At 71.4% G+C, this 16175-nt stretch carries 15 protein-coding genes; 7 read left to right on the top strand and 8 right to left on the bottom strand.

Annotation, left to right across the window (positions count from 1 at the left end):
- Positions 1-474 precede the first annotated feature (474 nt).
- The 5 genes from ACFYYW_RS00960 to ACFYYW_RS00940 all read right to left on the bottom strand — a co-directional run bounded on the left by ACFYYW_RS00960 (position 475) and on the right by ACFYYW_RS00940 (position 5715).
- Positions 475-1347 carry a GNAT family N-acetyltransferase gene (locus ACFYYW_RS00960; protein ID WP_387643485.1) on the bottom strand — a complete coding sequence of 291 codons (873 nt, stop codon included), beginning with the start codon at positions 1345-1347 and terminating at the stop codon, positions 475-477.
- Positions 1348-1855: 508 nt separating this feature from the next.
- Positions 1856-2812, bottom strand: coding sequence for an aldo/keto reductase (locus ACFYYW_RS00955; protein ID WP_387645463.1), 957 nt, complete (start codon positions 2810-2812; stop codon positions 1856-1858).
- A gap of 215 nt (positions 2813-3027) precedes the next feature.
- Complete coding sequence (locus tag ACFYYW_RS00950; RefSeq protein ID WP_352326378.1) at positions 3028-3855, bottom strand: LLM class flavin-dependent oxidoreductase; 828 nt, start codon at positions 3853-3855, stop codon at positions 3028-3030.
- Complete coding sequence (locus tag ACFYYW_RS00945; protein ID WP_387643482.1) at positions 3852-4739, bottom strand: alpha/beta fold hydrolase; 888 nt, start codon at positions 4737-4739, stop codon at positions 3852-3854. Before ACFYYW_RS00945 ends, ACFYYW_RS00950 begins: the two co-directional genes overlap by 4 nt.
- 64 nt (positions 4740-4803) lie before the next feature.
- A complete protein-coding gene (locus tag ACFYYW_RS00940) occupies positions 4804-5715 on the bottom strand; it encodes a LysR family transcriptional regulator (RefSeq protein ID WP_387643480.1) in 912 nt (303 codons plus the stop codon).
- Positions 5716-6116: 401 nt separating this feature from the next.
- On the opposite strand from ACFYYW_RS00940, the gene ACFYYW_RS00935 reads away from it, so the two are divergent.
- Together ACFYYW_RS00935 and nuoH are read left to right on the top strand one after the other, a co-directional pair.
- Positions 6117-6893, top strand: a complete 777-nt coding sequence (locus ACFYYW_RS00935; protein ID WP_387643478.1) for a helix-turn-helix domain-containing protein — start codon at positions 6117-6119, stop codon at positions 6891-6893.
- Positions 6894-6950: 57 nt separating this feature from the next.
- Positions 6951-8198 (top strand): NADH-quinone oxidoreductase subunit NuoH, encoded by a 1248-nt coding sequence (gene nuoH, locus ACFYYW_RS00930; protein WP_387643476.1) that lies wholly within the window; start codon positions 6951-6953, stop codon positions 8196-8198.
- On the opposite strand, the gene ACFYYW_RS00925 is transcribed toward nuoH, so the two are convergent.
- Together ACFYYW_RS00925 and ACFYYW_RS00920 are read right to left on the bottom strand one after the other, a co-directional pair.
- Positions 8186-8482, bottom strand: a complete 297-nt coding sequence (locus tag ACFYYW_RS00925; RefSeq protein WP_387643474.1) for a hypothetical protein — start codon at positions 8480-8482, stop codon at positions 8186-8188. The two genes, nuoH and ACFYYW_RS00925, sit on opposite strands and share 13 nt — an antisense overlap.
- 93 nt (positions 8483-8575) lie before the next feature.
- A protein-coding gene (locus ACFYYW_RS00920) for an IS5 family transposase (RefSeq protein ID WP_387645460.1) occupies positions 8576-9357 on the bottom strand; the annotation gives its coding sequence in 2 pieces (ribosomal slippage) (positions 8576-9048 and positions 9048-9357; 783 coding nt in all).
- Between the two features lie 279 nt (positions 9358-9636).
- On the opposite strand from ACFYYW_RS00920, the gene ACFYYW_RS00915 reads away from it, so the two are divergent.
- Positions 9637-12396 carry a helix-turn-helix transcriptional regulator gene (locus ACFYYW_RS00915; RefSeq protein WP_387643472.1) on the top strand — a complete coding sequence of 920 codons (2760 nt, stop codon included), beginning with the start codon at positions 9637-9639 and terminating at the stop codon, positions 12394-12396.
- Here the strand turns inward: ACFYYW_RS00915 and ACFYYW_RS00910 are convergent.
- Positions 12356-12919 carry a ferritin-like domain-containing protein gene (locus ACFYYW_RS00910; protein WP_387643470.1) on the bottom strand — a complete coding sequence of 188 codons (564 nt, stop codon included), beginning with the start codon at positions 12917-12919 and terminating at the stop codon, positions 12356-12358. The two genes, ACFYYW_RS00915 and ACFYYW_RS00910, sit on opposite strands and share 41 nt — an antisense overlap.
- Before the next feature lie 177 nt (positions 12920-13096).
- Between ACFYYW_RS00910 and ACFYYW_RS00905 the strand changes: the two genes are divergently transcribed.
- From ACFYYW_RS00905 to ACFYYW_RS00890, 4 genes are read left to right on the top strand one after another with little or no spacing between them, the layout of a single operon-like run.
- Complete coding sequence (locus tag ACFYYW_RS00905; protein ID WP_387643468.1) at positions 13097-13402, top strand: putative quinol monooxygenase; 306 nt, start codon at positions 13097-13099, stop codon at positions 13400-13402.
- A 14-nt stretch (positions 13403-13416) separates the two neighbouring features.
- Complete coding sequence (locus ACFYYW_RS00900; protein ID WP_387643466.1) at positions 13417-14355, top strand: alpha/beta hydrolase; 939 nt, start codon at positions 13417-13419, stop codon at positions 14353-14355.
- Positions 14352-14963, top strand: coding sequence for a class I SAM-dependent methyltransferase (locus tag ACFYYW_RS00895; protein WP_387643464.1), 612 nt, complete (start codon positions 14352-14354; stop codon positions 14961-14963). Before ACFYYW_RS00900 ends, ACFYYW_RS00895 begins: the two co-directional genes overlap by 4 nt.
- The gene (locus ACFYYW_RS00890) at positions 14964-16163 is read left to right on the top strand and encodes a low temperature requirement protein A (RefSeq protein WP_387643462.1); all 1200 of its coding nucleotides are present in this window, start codon (positions 14964-14966) and stop codon (positions 16161-16163) included. It begins immediately after the preceding gene.
- Positions 16164-16175: the final 12 nt, after the last annotated feature.

Here is a 16175-nt window from a genome sequence, read left to right as displayed (position 1 = left end):
GTAGCCTGGCGATGCGCTCGCCAGGTCCATGACCAAGTTGCGGCCCGCTGCACCGTCCACGCCCCAGTCGGATGCGCGGTCACCCCACCCTGAAGGGTCTCAATACTCCGTTCACGCCTGCCGCATCGTGGGCCGGCTGACGCTGCTGACTCGTAGCGACGCGACCAAGAACATGGAGATCCTCGTGCCGCGGCACGAGGTCGCCGTGTTGCGCCGTCACCTTGGCCGTCCGAGGCTGTTGTGGGCAGATCGAGCGGTGCTGTCCGCGCCGGCCCGCAGACTGCCGGAGACGATGCGGGCACAGCGGATCTCCTCATCGGTGAACACTCGGGTTGCCAACGCGCCTCACCCGCCCACGTCAGCCCCCGAAGCAACGCAGCCCGGGCTTACGCCGGGGATCTCGCCTCCTCCTCCCGTGGTCGACCAGTAGTAGGGCTGCAGACGGGCCGCCGATACGCAGGGCCGCCGCCTCGCCTAAGCGAACCGTCCCCAGGTCGTGACGAGCGGACGGTAGCCCTGGCGGGACCAGAAGGGGACGGACAGCGGATTCGGGGCCGCGTAGTGCACCAGTATGGTCTCGACGCCTGCCGCTGCGGCCTCGGCATGGGCGTGGGCGACCAGCGCAGTGCCGATGCCGCGGCCCCTGCTGACCGGCCGCGCGTACAAGGAGCCCACGTACGCCACGGGCGGAGGCTTCTGCACGGCGGGCGCGATCCAGCCCGAATGGTCGGGGTGATGGACTGCGAGCATGCCGACGACTTCACCGTCCGATTCGGCCAGCCAGCACCAGCCGTCGTCACGGGCGAGCTTCTCCTCGAGCTCGGCCCGGGCGGCGGAGGGCGTCGAGGGCAGCACCGAGAGCCAGCCGAACTGGGCCTCGTAGGCGACCAGCTCCACGTACAGCCGGCACATGGCATCCAGATCGTCCGCCGTGGCCCGCCGTATACCTGGAGACGAGTGCCCGCCCGCTGAAGCGGGGCCGACGCGGACGCCGAGCACGGAGCGTGGCGCGAACCCCCGCCTGACCAGTGCCGCCACGGGCGCGGCATCCCGGCTCGGCCAGTTCACCACCAGCCCGGAACCCGGCTCGGCGTCGAGGGTCGAGATCCACCGGTCGAGGAGGCCGCCGAGGGCGTACGCGGGGTTGTCGTCGGCGACTCTGGCCTGGAGGGAGTAGGTGGTCAGCGGGCCCCAGCGCACTGACGGGGCGCCGGGATCGGCTCTGGACACCGAGGGGGCGCCGACAGCGTTCACGGTCTCGATCAGGTCTTCGCCGAGATCCGCGACGGCGACGAGAGGGTCGGCGGCGCGCACACGCTCACGGTGACAATCGATCACATCGCTCACGGTTTGCAACACTAAACCGCCGTAGCGACATTTCAGCTTCCGCAACGGCTGCGTGCTCGTTTCCGCCCCCCACATGGCCATCGAGGCCCGAAGAGCGTTGGGAGTCCGAGACGCCCCGCCTGGGGTCATGGTGGCGTTGCTGGAGGGCTCCGGACTGGCGGCCGGCTTCTTGGGGTGTCGGCTGCGACGCCGGCGGGCGCGCCTTCGACCTCAACGGCGTGGCGACCGACAGGGTCTACGTGGCGGGAGATATCGCGCGGCCGATCGGTCCCTCATCATGCTCCCGGGCATTCACGCAACCGGCCGGCAATCGAACGACGAGCGGGGGCGGTAGTCAAGGACCACGAATCCAGCCCGGTCCACCGTGAACGGCGACAACTACGCATGCCACATCGTCAGGGCACTTCCACCGGCCGTAAATCGTGATCGAGTACCGGTACGTGGGCGCGTCGCATTTCGCTGGTCGCTGCGCCAAGTTGTCGGCCCGCCCCCTCCCGGGGGCGGCGGGTCAGTACCGGCTGCCGGCCGGTGCGGGCAACGCGTCCAGGTCCGCGAGGTCTTCCGGGGTGAGCCTGAGGCGTGCCGCGGCGGCGTTCTCCTCCACCCGTGAGCGACGCCGGCTCCCCGGAATCGGGACGACGTGCTCTCCCTGGGCGAGCGTCCAGGCGAGGGCGACCTGGGCCGCGGTCGCCTGGTGCCGTGCGGCGATCCGCTCCACCGCGTCCACGATGACCAGGTTGGCCTTCAGGTTCTCCTCCTGGAAGCGGGGGTTGCGGGAGCGGTAGTCGTCCGGGGAGAAGCCGGCCTCACGGAAGCGGCCGGTCAGGAAACCGCGGCCGAGCGGTGAGTAGGCGACGAAGGCGGCGTCGTGGCGGGCGCACCACTCCAGCGACGTGGACAGGTGGTCTCTCGTCCACAGGGACAGCTCCGACTGCACGGCCTTGATCGGGTGGACGGCCTGCGCCCGGTCGAGCTGTTCCAGGCTGAACTCCGAGACCCCCACGGCCAGCGCCTTGCCCGCCGCCACCATCTCGGCCAGGGCGCCGACACTCTCCTCGACCGGCACCTCGGGGTCCGGGCGGTGCAGGTAGTACAGGTCGACATGGTCCACGCCCAGTCGCCGGAGCGAGGCGTCGACGGCCGCGCGCAGATGCTCGGGCCTTCCGTCCGGCACAGGCAGGGCGGGGGCGCCGTTCCCGGTGGTCCGCGCGACGTTGCCGCCCTTGGTGGCGAGCACGACCTCCTCCCGCCGTCCGGCGATGGCCCTGCCGACGGTCTCCTCGTTGATGAAGGGTCCGTACACGTCGGCGGTGTCGAGGAAGTTCACGCCCAGGTCCAGCGCCCGCCCGATGACGGTACGGGGGTCCTCGGCGTCCGGGGAGTCGCCGTACGCCCACGTCATCCCCATGCAGCCGAGCCCGACCGCGCCCACCTCCGCTCCGCCGGGCCACAACCGCCGGGTCATCCGATCCTGATGCATCTCGCCGTTCACGACGTTTCTCCTCCCCATCCGATCAGACCATGCGGTCTGCCCAGGAGCGGAGTGATGACTCGCCGGTCAGCGGAGGCGTCGGAGATGGATTCGGCGCCGCCGTGGGCGGTGCGCCCGCCGTCCATGGGGATCTCCGCGCCGCTGACGCAGGACGACTCGTCGGAGATCAGGAAGGCCGGTGAAGCGGCTCAGGCGCCGTCGCCCGGGTTCGCCGGGCCGTCGCGGAGTACGCCGCGTACCGTGTCGAGCCGTACACCCGGGTCGAACTCCGTCAGCCACCAGGTCGCGCCGGCGGCGGCGTACGGCAGCGGGTCGACGCCGGCGGGCAGGCTGACGGCGATGTCGTACGAGGCCATGTCGCCGTTTCGCAGCTCGGTGAGGGTGCCGGCGACCTCGGCGAGCTGGTCCGGGCGTTCCAGGTTGATCGGAAAGAAGCCGTCGAGCCGGGCGGCGCGGCGGATCGGCTTGACGTTGCCGGGGAATCCGGCGGCCCATACCGGCACGCCTGGCCGCTGAACCGGCTGCGGCAGGAACGTGATGTCATCGACGGTGTAATGCTCGCCGCGGTGGCGCACCGGCTCTCCGGACCACGCGGCGGCCAGGATGGCCAAGGACTCATCGAGCATCCGCCCCCGCTGCCGGTCGTCGAGCTGCTCGCCGGTCCTGGACAGCTCGCCGCCGAACCGATCGCTGCCGAGTCCGACGCCCAGGGTGAGGCGGCCGTCGCTCAGCTGGTCCAGTGTCGCGGTTTCCCGCGCCACCTTGGCCGGACGCCGGCGGGCGAGCGTCGCCACCATCGGACCGAGCCGCAGCCGCTCGGTGGCGGTCGCGACCGCCGCCAGCGTGATCCACGAGTCGGCGACCTGCTGGACCGGCTCCCGCCAGGACAGGTGATCCCACACGAAGCAGCCGTCCCACCCGGCCTCCTCCGCGTCGGCGGCCAGGTTCGCCACCGCCCGCGGGTCGGCGAGCTCGTCGAAGAGCGGCAGCCAGAGTGCCGATCGCAGCCGGCTCACGGGCGCTCTCCGCTGGAGACCGAAAGGATCTCTGCGATCGCGACGTCCCAGAGCTCCGGCGGTGGCATCTGGTGCCCCATGCCCTCGAGCGGGACCAGCCGGGCTCCCGGGATCTCCCGTGCCAGCGCCTCGCCGTGCCCGTACGGGAGCAGCGGGTCCGCGGTGCCGTGCAACACCAGCGTGGGCGCCGCGATCTCGCCGAGGCGGCCGCGGACGGGCTCGCCGCCGTCGAGCTGCCAGTGGTTCTGCGCCGACGCAGGGGACGGGCTGCGGTCCCAGACGCGGCCGGCGATGCGGCGCATCCGCTCCTCGTCGACGGGAATGGTGCCCGCGAAGGTGCGCTCGCCGTCGGTGTAGTACGCGATGACGGCCTCGCGGTCGGACCAGTCGGGCGTCTGGTCGCCGCCCTCGGCGAACCGCTTCGCCAGTTCGGCGCTCATAGGCGGCAGGTCATGGCGGTCGGGGCCGCCGGGTCCGCCCGGGCTGGTGGCGATGAGCGTCAGGGAGGCGACCCGGCCGGGGTGGCGCACGGCCAGGCGCTGGGCGATTCCGCCGCCCATGGAGACGCCGACGATGTGGGCGGCCGCGATGCCGAGTTCGTCGAGCAGGCCGACGGCGTCGTCGAACAGGGCGTCGTTTCCGTACGGCGGCGCGCCGGGCGGGAAGGTCGTGGAGCGGCCGGTGTCCCGGGTGTCGTACCGGATGACGTGCCGGCCGCCGGCGGCGAGGCGCTCGCAGAAGTCGTCGTCCCACCAGTCCATCGACGCCTCGGCGCCGCCGATGAGCAGCAGGGCGGGCGCAGCCGGGTCGCCGAACGTCTGGACGCAGAGCTTTATGCCGTTGATGTCGAGGAGCCGCTCGGGGTGATCTTGGTTGGCGTTCATGTCCGGCACGCTAAGCCTGGCCGCCCCATCGCGAAAAGCTATGATTTCCGATCGAGTCGATCGCCTACAGCGATATACCGTGTTCCATCTGGCCGGCCAGCTCAGCGGCGGCTGCGACGGCGAGGTCGATGGCCCGGGCCGCCAGCGGCGACCGGGTGCGCCCGGCCGGCCGACACAGGTACCACGTGCAGGTGGGCGGCGGTTCCAGCCGATGGACACGGAGCCGGTCGTCGGACCAGACGTCCGACCCCAGGAGGGCGAGCCAGGGCAACACCGCCGAGCCCAGGCCCACCCGCACCATCGAGACGACGGTTTCGTGGCCGGCCGTGCGGAACACGATCCGCGGCCGGGCGCCCGCGCCGGCGAGCTCCCGTTCCAGCCATCTCTGGTGGACGGTGGGCGGCCAGGCGACCATGGGAGTGTCGTCGAGCAGCTCGACCGGCACCGGACCGTCGGGGAACGCGCCCGCGGCGGCCACCAGGAGGTGAGGCTCGTCCAGCAGCTCGACGTGCTCGACGTCGCCGTCGATGCGGTCGTAGTGGAACAACAGGTCGAGATCTCCGATGTCCGGGTTCTCCGGTGCCACCTCCGACAGCCTGACGTCGCAGCCGGGGTGCTCGCCCAGCAACCCGCGCACCACTGCGGGCAGGATCAACCGGGTCGCGCCCTGGAAGGTGCCGATGTCGATCCGGCCGTGGCCCGCCTTGAACCGCTCGACGGCGTCGGTCAGCGCCTCCGACCTCGCGAGCAGATCACGCCCGTGGGCCAGGACCAACTCGCCGAGAGGAGTGGCGCGCACCGGCCTGGGACCTCCCGGCCGGTCGAAGACGGCCCCGCCGACGGCCTTCTCCAGCGCGGCGATCTGCTGGCTCACCGACGACTGGGTGTAGCCGAGGCGAACCGCCGCCCGGCCGAACGTCCCCTCCTCGGCGATGGCGGCCATCGTCCTCAGGTGGCGCAGTTCCACGTCAGCCATGAGAGCCAGGCTATCGTCAGGAGCGATTGATTCGAGCGAAATAATCAGATTCATTGATGAATGCGCGCTACTCCCGGTGCACCTGCGCGACCGGCTGCTCCCCTGGGGGCTATTGGGACGTTAAGGCGTTTTATCCCTGCAGTCCGGGCCCGTGAACCAGGACCCTGAGACGTTTTCAGCCTGCGTCGACGTGCTGCGCGCGCAGCTGCAGGCCCGCGTCGAGGGCCGGCTGGTCGTCGCGACGGAGGGCTCCTGCTTGTCTTCGGTGCTGTTGGAGTGTCAGGCATGCTGGGCACATGAAGGATTCAGAACGTGTCTGACGCGTCATCCATGGTCGGTCTGGCATGTACGGCACGTCAGGCACGCGCCATGCTCCTGCCGACCACGGCATGATCCACTCGGTGCCCGCGCTGAGGCAGGCTGAGCCGTACGAGATGATCGTGCGGCAGTCGCCGCCGCACCTGCGCCCGTACGCGCTGGGGGCGGCGGGGTTCCGGACGCGGACGGCGGAGGACGCGCGGATGCTGCCGCTCAACGCGGCCACCTTGATCGTCGACTTCACCGGCATGAGCCCGATCGTCACCGGCCCGCGCGCCACCGCGACGTTCGCGGTCCGCACGCCGTGGCGTCACGGGATGGCGGTCGGGCTCACCCCCGCCGGGATGTCCGCGCTGACGGGCGCGCCGGTCCGGGAGGTGGCCGGGGCGACCGTGCCGCTCGCTGACCTCCTCGGCGTCCGGGCCGAGGAGCTGGCGGGGCGGCTGGGCGAGTCAGCGAGCTGGGATGAGCGCTTCGCCCTGCTGTGGGAGCGCCTGACGGCATGGCTGAGCCCCGGCCCGGGACACGACCACCTGATCATGCGCGCCTGGTGGCGGCTGCAGGCCCCGGACTGTCCGCGCACGATCGCGGCCCTCGCCGCCGAGGTCGGTGTCAGCAGGCGGTACGTCGAGCTCGGATTCCGCAGAGTGGTGGGTCTGTCACCCAAGACCGTCGCCCGGATCGCCCGCTTCCAGCGGACCGTGGACAGCTGGCGCCGCCCGTCAGCCACCCTGGACGCGGCCCTGAGCTGTGGTTTCGCCGACCAGCCGCATCTCAGCCGGGAGATCAGGGCGATGTCGCGGCTGACGCCCGCGCAGCTGTTCGCATTCGTTCAAGACACCGGGCGGCTCGCCGAATAGCGTGACCTTCCGCTCCCGGCCGAACGGCGTGCCCGGGACGGGAAGGGGCAGCACGTCATGGGAGTCACGCTCGCCGACTTCGGCAGGGATCCGCTGGGGATCACCATCGTCAAGGCGGTGTTCCTGTTCCTCTTCCTGTCGCTGGGGGTCGTGTTCGGGGTCTGGTTCGAGCGCAAGCTCATCTCCAGGATGCAGAACCGCATCGGACCCAACCGGGCGGGCCCCTTCGGGATCCTGCAGTCGGTGGCGGACGCGATCAAGATGGGGTTGAAGGAGGATCTCTTCCCCAACACCGTGGACAAGGTGCTGTATCTGCTGGCTCCGGTCATCATGGTGGTTCCGGCGTTCGTGGCGTTCTCGATCGTGCCGTTCGGGCCGAAGGTGTGGATGTTCGGGCACCAGACGCCGTTGCAGCTGGTCGATCTGCCGGTGGCGGTGTTGTTCATGCTGGCGATGGGGTCCATCTCGGTGTACGGGGTGGTGCTGGCCGGGTGGTCGTCGCGTTCGCCGTACGCGCTGCTCGGTGGTTTGCGTTCGGCGGCGCAGGTGGTCTCCTACGAGATCGCGATGGGCCTGTCGTTCGTGGCCGTCTTCATCTTCGCCGGGACGCTGTCGACCTCGGAGATCGTGAACGCGCAGACGTCGCTGTGGTACGGCATCATGCTGCTGCCGTCGTTCCTGGTGTATGTGGTCTGCATGTTCGGTGACGCGGCGCGGATTCCGTTCGACCTGCCCGAGGGTGAGGGTGAGCTGGTCGGCGGGTTCCAGACGGAGTACTCCTCGTCGCTGAAGTTCGCTCTGATCATGATGGGCGAGTACCTGCACACGTTCACCGCCTCCGGCATCGCGGTCACCCTGTTCATGGGTGGCTGGCGGGCGCCGTTCCCGATCTCGCTGTGGGCGGGCGCGAACGAGGGCTGGTGGCCGATGCTCTGGTTCTTCGTCAAGTTCGTGCTGACGTTCTGCTTCATCATCTGGGTCCGCGCCTCGCTGCCCCGCGTGCGTTACGACCAGCTCATGTCCTTGGGCTGGAAGGTCCTCATCCCGGTCAACCTAAGTTGGATCCTCCTCGTCGCCGCCGTCCGGACGATCATGCAGAGCCCGGGAGTCGTCTCCATCGCGCTCGGGGTCGTCATCGCCGTCGGCGTACTGGCCATCTGGACGCGGTTCGACACCGTCGGCCGGCGGCGAAGGGAAGCCAGGAAAGCGCAGGTCGACGCCGAGTTCGAGGAGCTCGGCGAAGAGCCGACCGCAGGCGGCTTCCCGGTGCCGCCGCTCGATCTACCGCACTATCACGGCCGCTGATCCGCCACCCGGGCGCTGACCAGGGTGGCCCGCCGTTCGGCGAGCCGGGGCGCGGGTGGCACCAGGAGGCCGACGAGGGCGAAGCCGACGCCGAGGGCGATCCAGCCGGGGCGGCTCCAGCCCAGGCACAGCGTGGTAACGACGGCCGGGTCGAGGAACTCCAACGCGCTCATGCCCATCCCGAACAGCCCCTGGTACTGGCCGATGGCGTGCGGCGGGGCGAGCGCGAAGGACAGCTCGAAGCCGCCGGCTTCTCCTGGACCTCCAGGGCATTGCCTACGCACGGATCAGGTTCGTTCCGACCGCGACCTCGGCGACCCTGCAGGTCTTCCTGTCCACCCCGGACAACGTTGGGGACTGAGGCCGCCTTAGAGCTCCTAACGCAATGAAGTGAGGCGCCGCCAGCAGATGAGGACGCAGGCCAGTTTGAGGAAGGCCTCGTGGATGTCGGCTCGGACTTCCCAGCGGATGCGCAGGCGGCGGAAGGCGTGCAGAAGGGCGAAGGTCTGCTCGACGACCCATCGTTGTTTGCCCAGGCCGGAGCCGTGTGCGGTGCCGCGGCGGGCGATCAGCAGGCGTGTCTGCAGCTCGCGGACCAGGCAGCGGTACTTGTCGTGGTCGTAGCCGCGGTCGGCAAGCACGACGTCCGGGCGCTGGCGGGGCCGGCCGCGCTTGCCTCGCACCTTCGGGACGGCGTCAAGCAGGGGGCGCAGCTGGGTGACGTCGTTGCGGTTGGCGCCGGTGAGGATCACCGCGAGCGGGATGCCGGTAGCTTCGGTGATCAGGTGATGTTTGCTGCCGGCTCGGCCTCGGTCGACCGGGGACGGGCCGTTCTGCGCCCCCCTTTTAACGCTCTGATCTGCGAGGAGTCGACGGCTGCGCGGGAGAGGTCGAGGGCGTCGGCGGCGCGTAGCCGATCGAGCAGTACCTCGTGCAGGCGCTGCCAGACGCCGGAGGTGTTCGATCGGGCGGCCTGTACGCCGGCCTGGAAGCGGGTGTGGGCGCCGAGCCTGGCCATGAGCTCGTCGATGCGCCGCTGGGCGGTGCGGTAGCCGATGCCGAGCTGGCGGGCGATGGCCTCGTCGGTCAGGCCGGTCAGCAGGAGGGCGATCAGCCGTTTGTCGTCCTGCGGCGCCTCGCGCGAACCGGTCAGCCGCATCGGCAGCGCCCGCTCCCAGGTCCCCTCGAACAGCCTGCTCAGCGCCTCCAGCAGCCCGGAGGGGTGCACCAGGAGCGCCGTACCGGCCATGGTCCCGACACGTCCGTCGATGGGCCGTGAGGCGGCGCGGACTTGCCCGATGCTCGCGATTCCTTGTCCGATCACGCCTTCCTCAGGAGAGAGGCGGACGCAGGCCCTCGATGATGATCAAGTGACGGCTATGATCGCAGCAGCCTTCGTCCTGAGCCGGTGAGGCACTGACAGACGCGCGAGGTATCCGTGGCCAGCAACGCACTCTTCGGCCGCCGTGCCGAGCTCGAAGAGCTATCCGCCTTTCTCGACGCGGCCCGGCGCCATGGCAACGCGCGGCTGCTGTGGGGTGACCCCGGTATCGGCAAGTCCGCTCTCCTGGCCGCCGCGGCCGAACTGGCCGTCGCGACGGGCATGCGCGTGCTGCGGGCGTCCGGGTCGGAGTTCGAGGCCGATGTCAGCTACTCCTGCCTCAACCAGCTGTTCCTGCCGGTCGAAGCCGACCTCCGGCGCCTGCCGCCCGAGCTTCGGGAGGCGTTGTCGGTGGCGCTGGGGTTCGGTGCCGGCGCGCCCACCGACGCGCTCCTCGTCTGCAACGCCGCCCTCATGCTGGTCAAGGGGGTCGCCGCCGAGACGCCGCTCGCCCTTCTCGTGGACGACGTCCAGTGGATCGACCGGGCCAGCGCCGTCGTGCTGGGCTTCCTCGCCCGCCGGTTGCAGGGGGTCGGCGCCGCGCTGCTGTTCTCTGCCAGGACGGGCGCGGTGAGCTCCGCGGCGCCGCGCGGGTTGACCGAGATGGTCGTCCAGCCCCTGGATCGAGCGGCGGCGGGACAATTGGTCGACGACAACTTCCCAGGCATGCCGGTACGGATCCGGAAACGGCTGCTCGACCTGGCACAGGGCAATCCGCTGGCGCTGACGGAGTTACCCTCGACGCTGCTGGGCGCGACGCATCCGGCGGTGACGCACTCGGAGGTGGTCCCGCTCAGCGATCGGCTCCAGGCGATGTTCGCCGCGCGGATCGCCGACCTGCCCGAACCGACCCGGAGAACGCTCCTGCTGGCCGCGTTCGAGGGCACCGGCGACGTCCGAGTGCTCAGGGCCGCCCTGCCGGACGAGGCCGGGCTGGCTGACCTCGCCCCCGCCGAGCGGGCGCAGTTCGTACGCGTGGACGACGCCACGGCGCGGATCGCGTTCCGGCACCCGCTGATCAGGTCGGCGATCGTGGCCGGGTCCACGCATGAGGAACGCCGTACCGCGCACGTCGCCCTCGCCGGCGCGCTGACGGGTGACCAGGAACGTCGCGCGTGGCACCTCGCCGCGGCCGCCACCGGCCCGGACGAGACGGTGGCGGCGCTGTTGGAGAACTCGGCGCATCGCATCATGCTTCGCGGTGACGCGTTCGCCGCGGTCGCCGCGCTGATCCGGGCGGCCGAGCTGAGCGGGACGAGCGCGGATCGGGGGCGCCGGCTCTCCGAGGCCGCGTACATCGGCGCGGAGGCGAGCGGGGCCATCGACGACGCGAAGACGCTCCTGACGGACGCGCGGCGGGCGGCTCCGGACTCCACCGGCTCGCTGCACGCGGCCAACGCGGCCGCGTTCCTGATGCTCAACGGAGACGGCGACGTCGCGACCGCCCACCGGCTCCTGGTCGGCGCCATCGAGACCGCGGAGCACGGCTACCGGGCCGAGGATCCCGCGCTCGTCGAAGCCATGCACACGTTGATGCTGCTGTCCTGGTACGGGAGCGCCCCAGAGTACTGGGAGCCGTTCTACCGCGCGCTGGACCGGCTGGAGCCACGACCGCCGGACGTCCTGTCGCTGGCGAGCCGGACCTTCCCCGACCCGGTCCGCACGGGGGCGTCGGCACTGGCGAGCAGCCAGATCATCCTCGACGCCCTCGCGGACGAGACCGACCCAACGCGCATCATGCGGGTCGGCACGGCCTCGGTCTACCTGGATCGGCTGGGCGAGTGCCGCGAGCCCTCCTGGCGGCTGGTCCGGCAGGGACGGGAGGGCGGCGCGCCCCGACGGCACCTCGGCGCGCTGATGCACCTGTGCCTGGACGACTACCTCGTCGGCCGATGGGACGAGGCCGAGGAGCTGGCCCGCGAGGGTCAGCAGGTCTGTGAGACCAGCGGTTTCTCCTTCTTCGCGTGGTACTTCCTGTACAACAGGGCGATCCTCGCCGCCGGACGGGGACGCTACGAGGAGGCGTACGCGCTCGCCGACGAGATCACCCACTGGGCGCTCCCCCGAGGTGTGGCAGCCGCGGCGCTGTTCGCCCAGCACCCGCGTGCCCTGGCGGCGCTGGGACAGGGAGACTTCGGCGCGGCCTTCCACCACGCGGCCGCGATGAGCCCGCCCGGCGTCCTCGCCGCGTACGTGCCTCACTGCACGTGGGTCATGCTCGACCTCGTCGAGGCGGCGGTGCGGACCGGGCGGATGGTCGAGGCCAGGGCGCACGTCGAGGCGATGCGGGCCGCCGACGTGGCCGCGTTGTCGGCCCGGATGACGCTGATCCAGGCGGCAGCGGAGTTCCTCGTGTCCGACGACGAGGGGACGAGGGCGCGGCTGGAGTCGCTGCTGTCGGGCCACGTGGCGGAACGGTGGCTGTGGGACGCCTCCCGCGTCCGGCTCGTCCTCGGCGAGAGGCTGCGTCGTGACAGGTCGGCGGCACAGGCGCGCCGGCATCTGCTCATCGCCCGCGACGGCTTCGCCGCGATGGGCGCCGGGCCCTGGGTCGAGCGTGCGCAGAACGAGCTGCACGCCGCCGGACACCGGACGGCCGAGACCTCGGCAGGCGGCCCGGCCGCCCTGACCGCGCAGGAGTTGCAGATCGCCGAGCTGGCGGCGAGCGGCCTGACCAACAAACAGATCGCCGAGCGGCTGTACCTCTCGCACCGGACGGTGGGCGCGCACCTCTACCGCATCTTCCCCAAGCTCGGCGTCACCTCCCGCGCCGGGCTCAGGGATGCTCTCGCACCGGATTCCGAAGCCCCGCGCTGAGCTCGTCGGCCTGCGCCTCCTTCTCCTCCAGCAGCCGCTCCAGCAGGCGCCGGGTGGTGGGGTCGTCGGCCCCGACCCAGCGCACCGCCTCCTGCAACGACTGGACGAGGATCCGCGCCCCCACCAGGTCCTGCGTCACGATGCCGGTCAGATCGCCGTCCTGGAACGTCTGGAAGATGATGCGCGAGCGCGCCGGGAGGTGCCGTGGGTCGTGGTCGGCGGCGAACCCGAGCTGGGCGATGCGGGTCGCGAGCAGCCGCGCGCCGGCGCGGTCACGGTCGGCGCAGCCGTGCAGGAACTCCGCGACCGCCCGGTGCGACGGCCCGCGGACGAGCAGGGCGTGCTGCTCGTACTGCAACGAGGACACCACCAGGCTGGCCAGCAGCACGTTCAGCAGGTGCGCGACCGCTTTCAGCTCGGCCCGGTTCGACGGCGTGACCGCACCGTCGTCCGGGTCGAACAGCGCCCGGTCCCGGACCTCCCGCATGCGCAGGACGGCCGGCGGCTCTGGAGGACTCGTCACGTGTCGATGGTCGGGCACGCGCCCGAGCCGCGCATCTGTCAAATGACCTAACCGCATCGGCGGTTAGGTCATCGGCCGCGATGGGCGTCCGAGGCGGGAGTCGGATGACTGATGTGGCGGCGGCCGGGCGGCGCCCACAGTTGGCTGCGACAGGCACCACCCGTGAGGAGTGATCCCATGACCATCAGCCACGGCTTCCACGCCGCCATGACCGCGCAACCGGGCAGGGGCGACGACCTGGTCGCGGCCCTGCTCGACGCGCCGTCCCTGCCGAACGAGGACTGCGTCGTCTTCCTGGTCGGCCGTTCGGCCGGCGATCCGGACACCGTTTACGTCACCGAGGGCTGGGTCAGCCGGGAGGCCCACGCCCGGTTCTTCGCGACCAGGCAGGCCCAGGCGTTCGCCGCGGCCCTCCAGCCGCTGCTGGCCGGGCAGCCGCGGTACGCCGACGAGATCCCCGTCGGCGGCAAGGCCGTCCTGTGAACGAGGAGACCACCATGCCCCGTCCCGGCCTCGACCCCGAACTGCGCGCGTTCCTCGCCGGCCTGCCTCCCATGCCCGAGCTCGACGCGGAGGTGCTCGCCGAGCTGCGCAGGCTACCGTCCACGCCGGTCGACGCGCTTCTCCGGGGCCGCGCCGCCGGCCACCGCGAGATCACCGCCCCGGTCCCGATGTCGATCTTCACCTCGGCCCGGACCAGTGACGCGCCGGCCCCGTGCGTCTACTGGGTCCACGGCGGCGGCATGGTCATGGGAGACCGCTTCTCGCAGATCGACATCCCCCTGGACTGGCTCGACCTGTTCGGTGCCGCCGTCGTCTCCGTGGAGTATCGGCTGGCGCCGGAGGCCACCGGCACGATCCCGGTCGAGGACTGCTACCAGGGCCTGCTCTGGGTCGCCGAGCACGCCGGCGAGCTGGGCATCGACCCGAGCCGGATCATCGTCGCGGGAGTCAGCGCCGGCGGTGGCCTGGCCGCCGGGCTCACCCTGATGGCCCGTGACCGGGGCGGGCCGCCGATCGCCGGGCAGGTGCTGATCTGTCCCATGCTCGATCATCGCAACGACACCACCTCCAGCCGCCAGTACTCCGGCGCGCCCGGGGTCTGGACCCGCGAGATGAACGCGTTCGGCTGGCGGTCGCTCATCGGCGGCGGCGAGGTGTCCGGCTACCTGTCGCCCGCGATCGCCGACGACCTGTCCGGCCTGCCGACCACCTACGTCGACGCAGGGACGGCGGAGGTGTTCCGCGACGAGGACGTCGCGTTCGCCACCCGGATCTGGGCCGCGGGCGGCCAGGCGGAGCTGCACGTCTGGGCGGGCGGCTTTCACGGCTTCGACGCGCTGTGCCCCGGGGCTCGCGTCTCGGTCGCGGCCCGGCGTACCAGGAACGACTGGCTCGCCCGGGTGCTGGGCACGTCTTCCGGAGCCGTCCGGTGAGCGCCCACGACCGCGCCGCGTTCCTGCACGAGTTCGCGCGCGCCCCCTTCACCGTCGGCGCGGTCGCGCCGAGCGGCGAGCCGCTGGCCGACCTGATCACCTCGCCTGTCACACGTGACGGTGACCCGCTGGTCGTCGAGGTCGGTCCGGGCACGGGCGCGTTCACCGCGGCGATCCAGCGCCGGCTCGGCGGCCGTGGCCGTCACCTGGCCGTCGAGGTCAACGAGCGGTTCGCGCGGCGTCTCGCCGCCCGGTACCCGCGGATCGACGTCGCCGTGGCCGACGCCCGGGACCTGGGCGAGGTGCTCGCGGCGCGCGGCCACCACCGCGCGGACGTCATCGTGAGCGGACTGCCCTGGGCGGCGTTCACCGCGAACCGCCAGCACGACCTGCTCGACGCCCTCACCGGCGCCCTCGCCCCGCACGGCGCGTTCACCACGTTCGCCTACGCGCACACACGATGGACGCCGCCGGCCCGGCGGTTACGACGGTCCCTGGGCGGCCTGTTCGACGAGGTCGTGGTCAGCCGGACGGTGTGGGCCAACGTGCCGCCCGCGTTCGTCTACTTCTGCCGCCGGCCCCGTGTCCCGGCCCTGGCCCTCGATTAGATGCGGCAGAAGACTTCGCCGGTCGGCGAGGACCACCGGGCGACGCCCTTCGAGTTGTTCTTCGACCTCGTCTACGTCTTCGCGATCACGCAGCTCACCGGCTCCATGGCCCGCGAGCGTGACGCCGACGGCGTGTTCCGGGGGCTGCTGATGCTGGCGCTGCTGTGGGGCACCTGGTCCGGCTACACCTGGCTGGGCAACCATTCCCGGGCGGACGGCGGTCTGCTGCGGGGCGGGATGGTCGTCGCGATGGCGGCGATGTTCGTGGTCGGCCTGACCATCCCGGAGGCGTGGGGCGGCGGGCCGGGCGCCTTCGTGCTGGTGGGCGCGTACCTGGTGGTGCGCTGGGTGCATCTCGTGGTCTTCGCCGTGGCCGCGGACGGTGACACCGGGCTGCGCCGTCAGATCGCGATCACCTGGCTGCCCATGACGGCCGGCGCGGCGCTCCTGGTGTCCGGGACGCTGCTGGGCAACCGGACGCAGGTGCTGTTGTTCACGATCGCCCTGGTGGTGGACTGGGTCGGCATCTATCTCACGGCCAGGAACGGCCACTGGCGGCTGCGCAGCCCGGCGCACCTGACCGAGCGGCACGGGTTGTTCCTGATCCTGGCCATCGGCGAGTCGGTCGTCGCCGTCGGTGCCGGGGCCGCGGGACGGCCCGTCAACGCGGCGCTGCTGCTCGCGGCCGTCCTCGGCATCGCCGTCGCGGTGTGCTTGTGGTGGCTGTACTTCGACGTGGTGGCGGGCGCGGCAGCGCGCAGACTCGGCCGCGTACGTGACAAGGAGCAGGTGGTCCTGGCCGTCGAGGCCTACACCTATGGGCACTTCCCCATCATCGCCGGCGTCCTGCTCACTGCCCTGGGCATCGAGGGGGTGGTGGCGCACACCGGTGAGGGTGAGCCCTTGGACGTGTTCTCCACGCTCGCGCTCCATGGCGGTGTCGCGCTCTACCTCGTCGGACATCTGCTGTTCAGGCTCCGGACGCATCACACGCTCGGCCGCCGTCGACCGGCCGCGGCCTGCGCCGTCCTTGCCGCCACCCCGGCCACCTTGGTCCTCCCGTCGCCGGCCGGGCTGGTCGGTGTGGTGGCCGTCCTGGCTGCTCTGATCGCCGTCGAGAGTGCCCGCGGTGCAAGCAGGAATGGGCAAGGACGCGCCAGTCTTGTGGATCGTCCGCCCGCCGCAGAACTGATTACGTAGCCCCGAGAGAGG

The organism is Nonomuraea sp. NPDC001831 (assembly GCF_042892035.1).
Taxonomy (GTDB): domain Bacteria; phylum Actinomycetota; class Actinomycetes; order Streptosporangiales; family Streptosporangiaceae; genus Nonomuraea.
The sequence above is the reverse complement of the archived record's forward strand: the minus strand, read 5'-3'. Positions and strand labels throughout refer to the sequence as shown.

Bases quoted from the DNA above. Each gene is read 5' to 3' on its own strand.
- ACFYYW_RS00955 (WP_387645463.1), bottom strand. From the start codon at position 2,812: ATGACCCGGCGGTTGTGGCCCGGCGGAGCGGAGGTGGGCGCGGTCGGG.
- ACFYYW_RS00945 (WP_387643482.1), bottom strand. From the start codon at position 4,739: ATGAACGCCAACCAAGATCACCCCGAGCGGCTCCTCGACATCAACGGC.
- ACFYYW_RS00940 (WP_387643480.1), bottom strand. From the start codon at position 5,715: ATGGCTGACGTGGAACTGCGCCACCTGAGGACGATGGCCGCCATCGCC.
- nuoH (WP_387643476.1), top strand. From the start codon at position 6,951: ATGGGAGTCACGCTCGCCGACTTCGGCAGGGATCCGCTGGGGATCACC.
- ACFYYW_RS00905 (WP_387643468.1), top strand. From the start codon at position 13,097: ATGACCATCAGCCACGGCTTCCACGCCGCCATGACCGCGCAACCGGGC.
- ACFYYW_RS00900 (WP_387643466.1), top strand. From the start codon at position 13,417: ATGCCCCGTCCCGGCCTCGACCCCGAACTGCGCGCGTTCCTCGCCGGC.
- ACFYYW_RS00890 (WP_387643462.1), top strand. From the start codon at position 14,964: ATGCGGCAGAAGACTTCGCCGGTCGGCGAGGACCACCGGGCGACGCCC.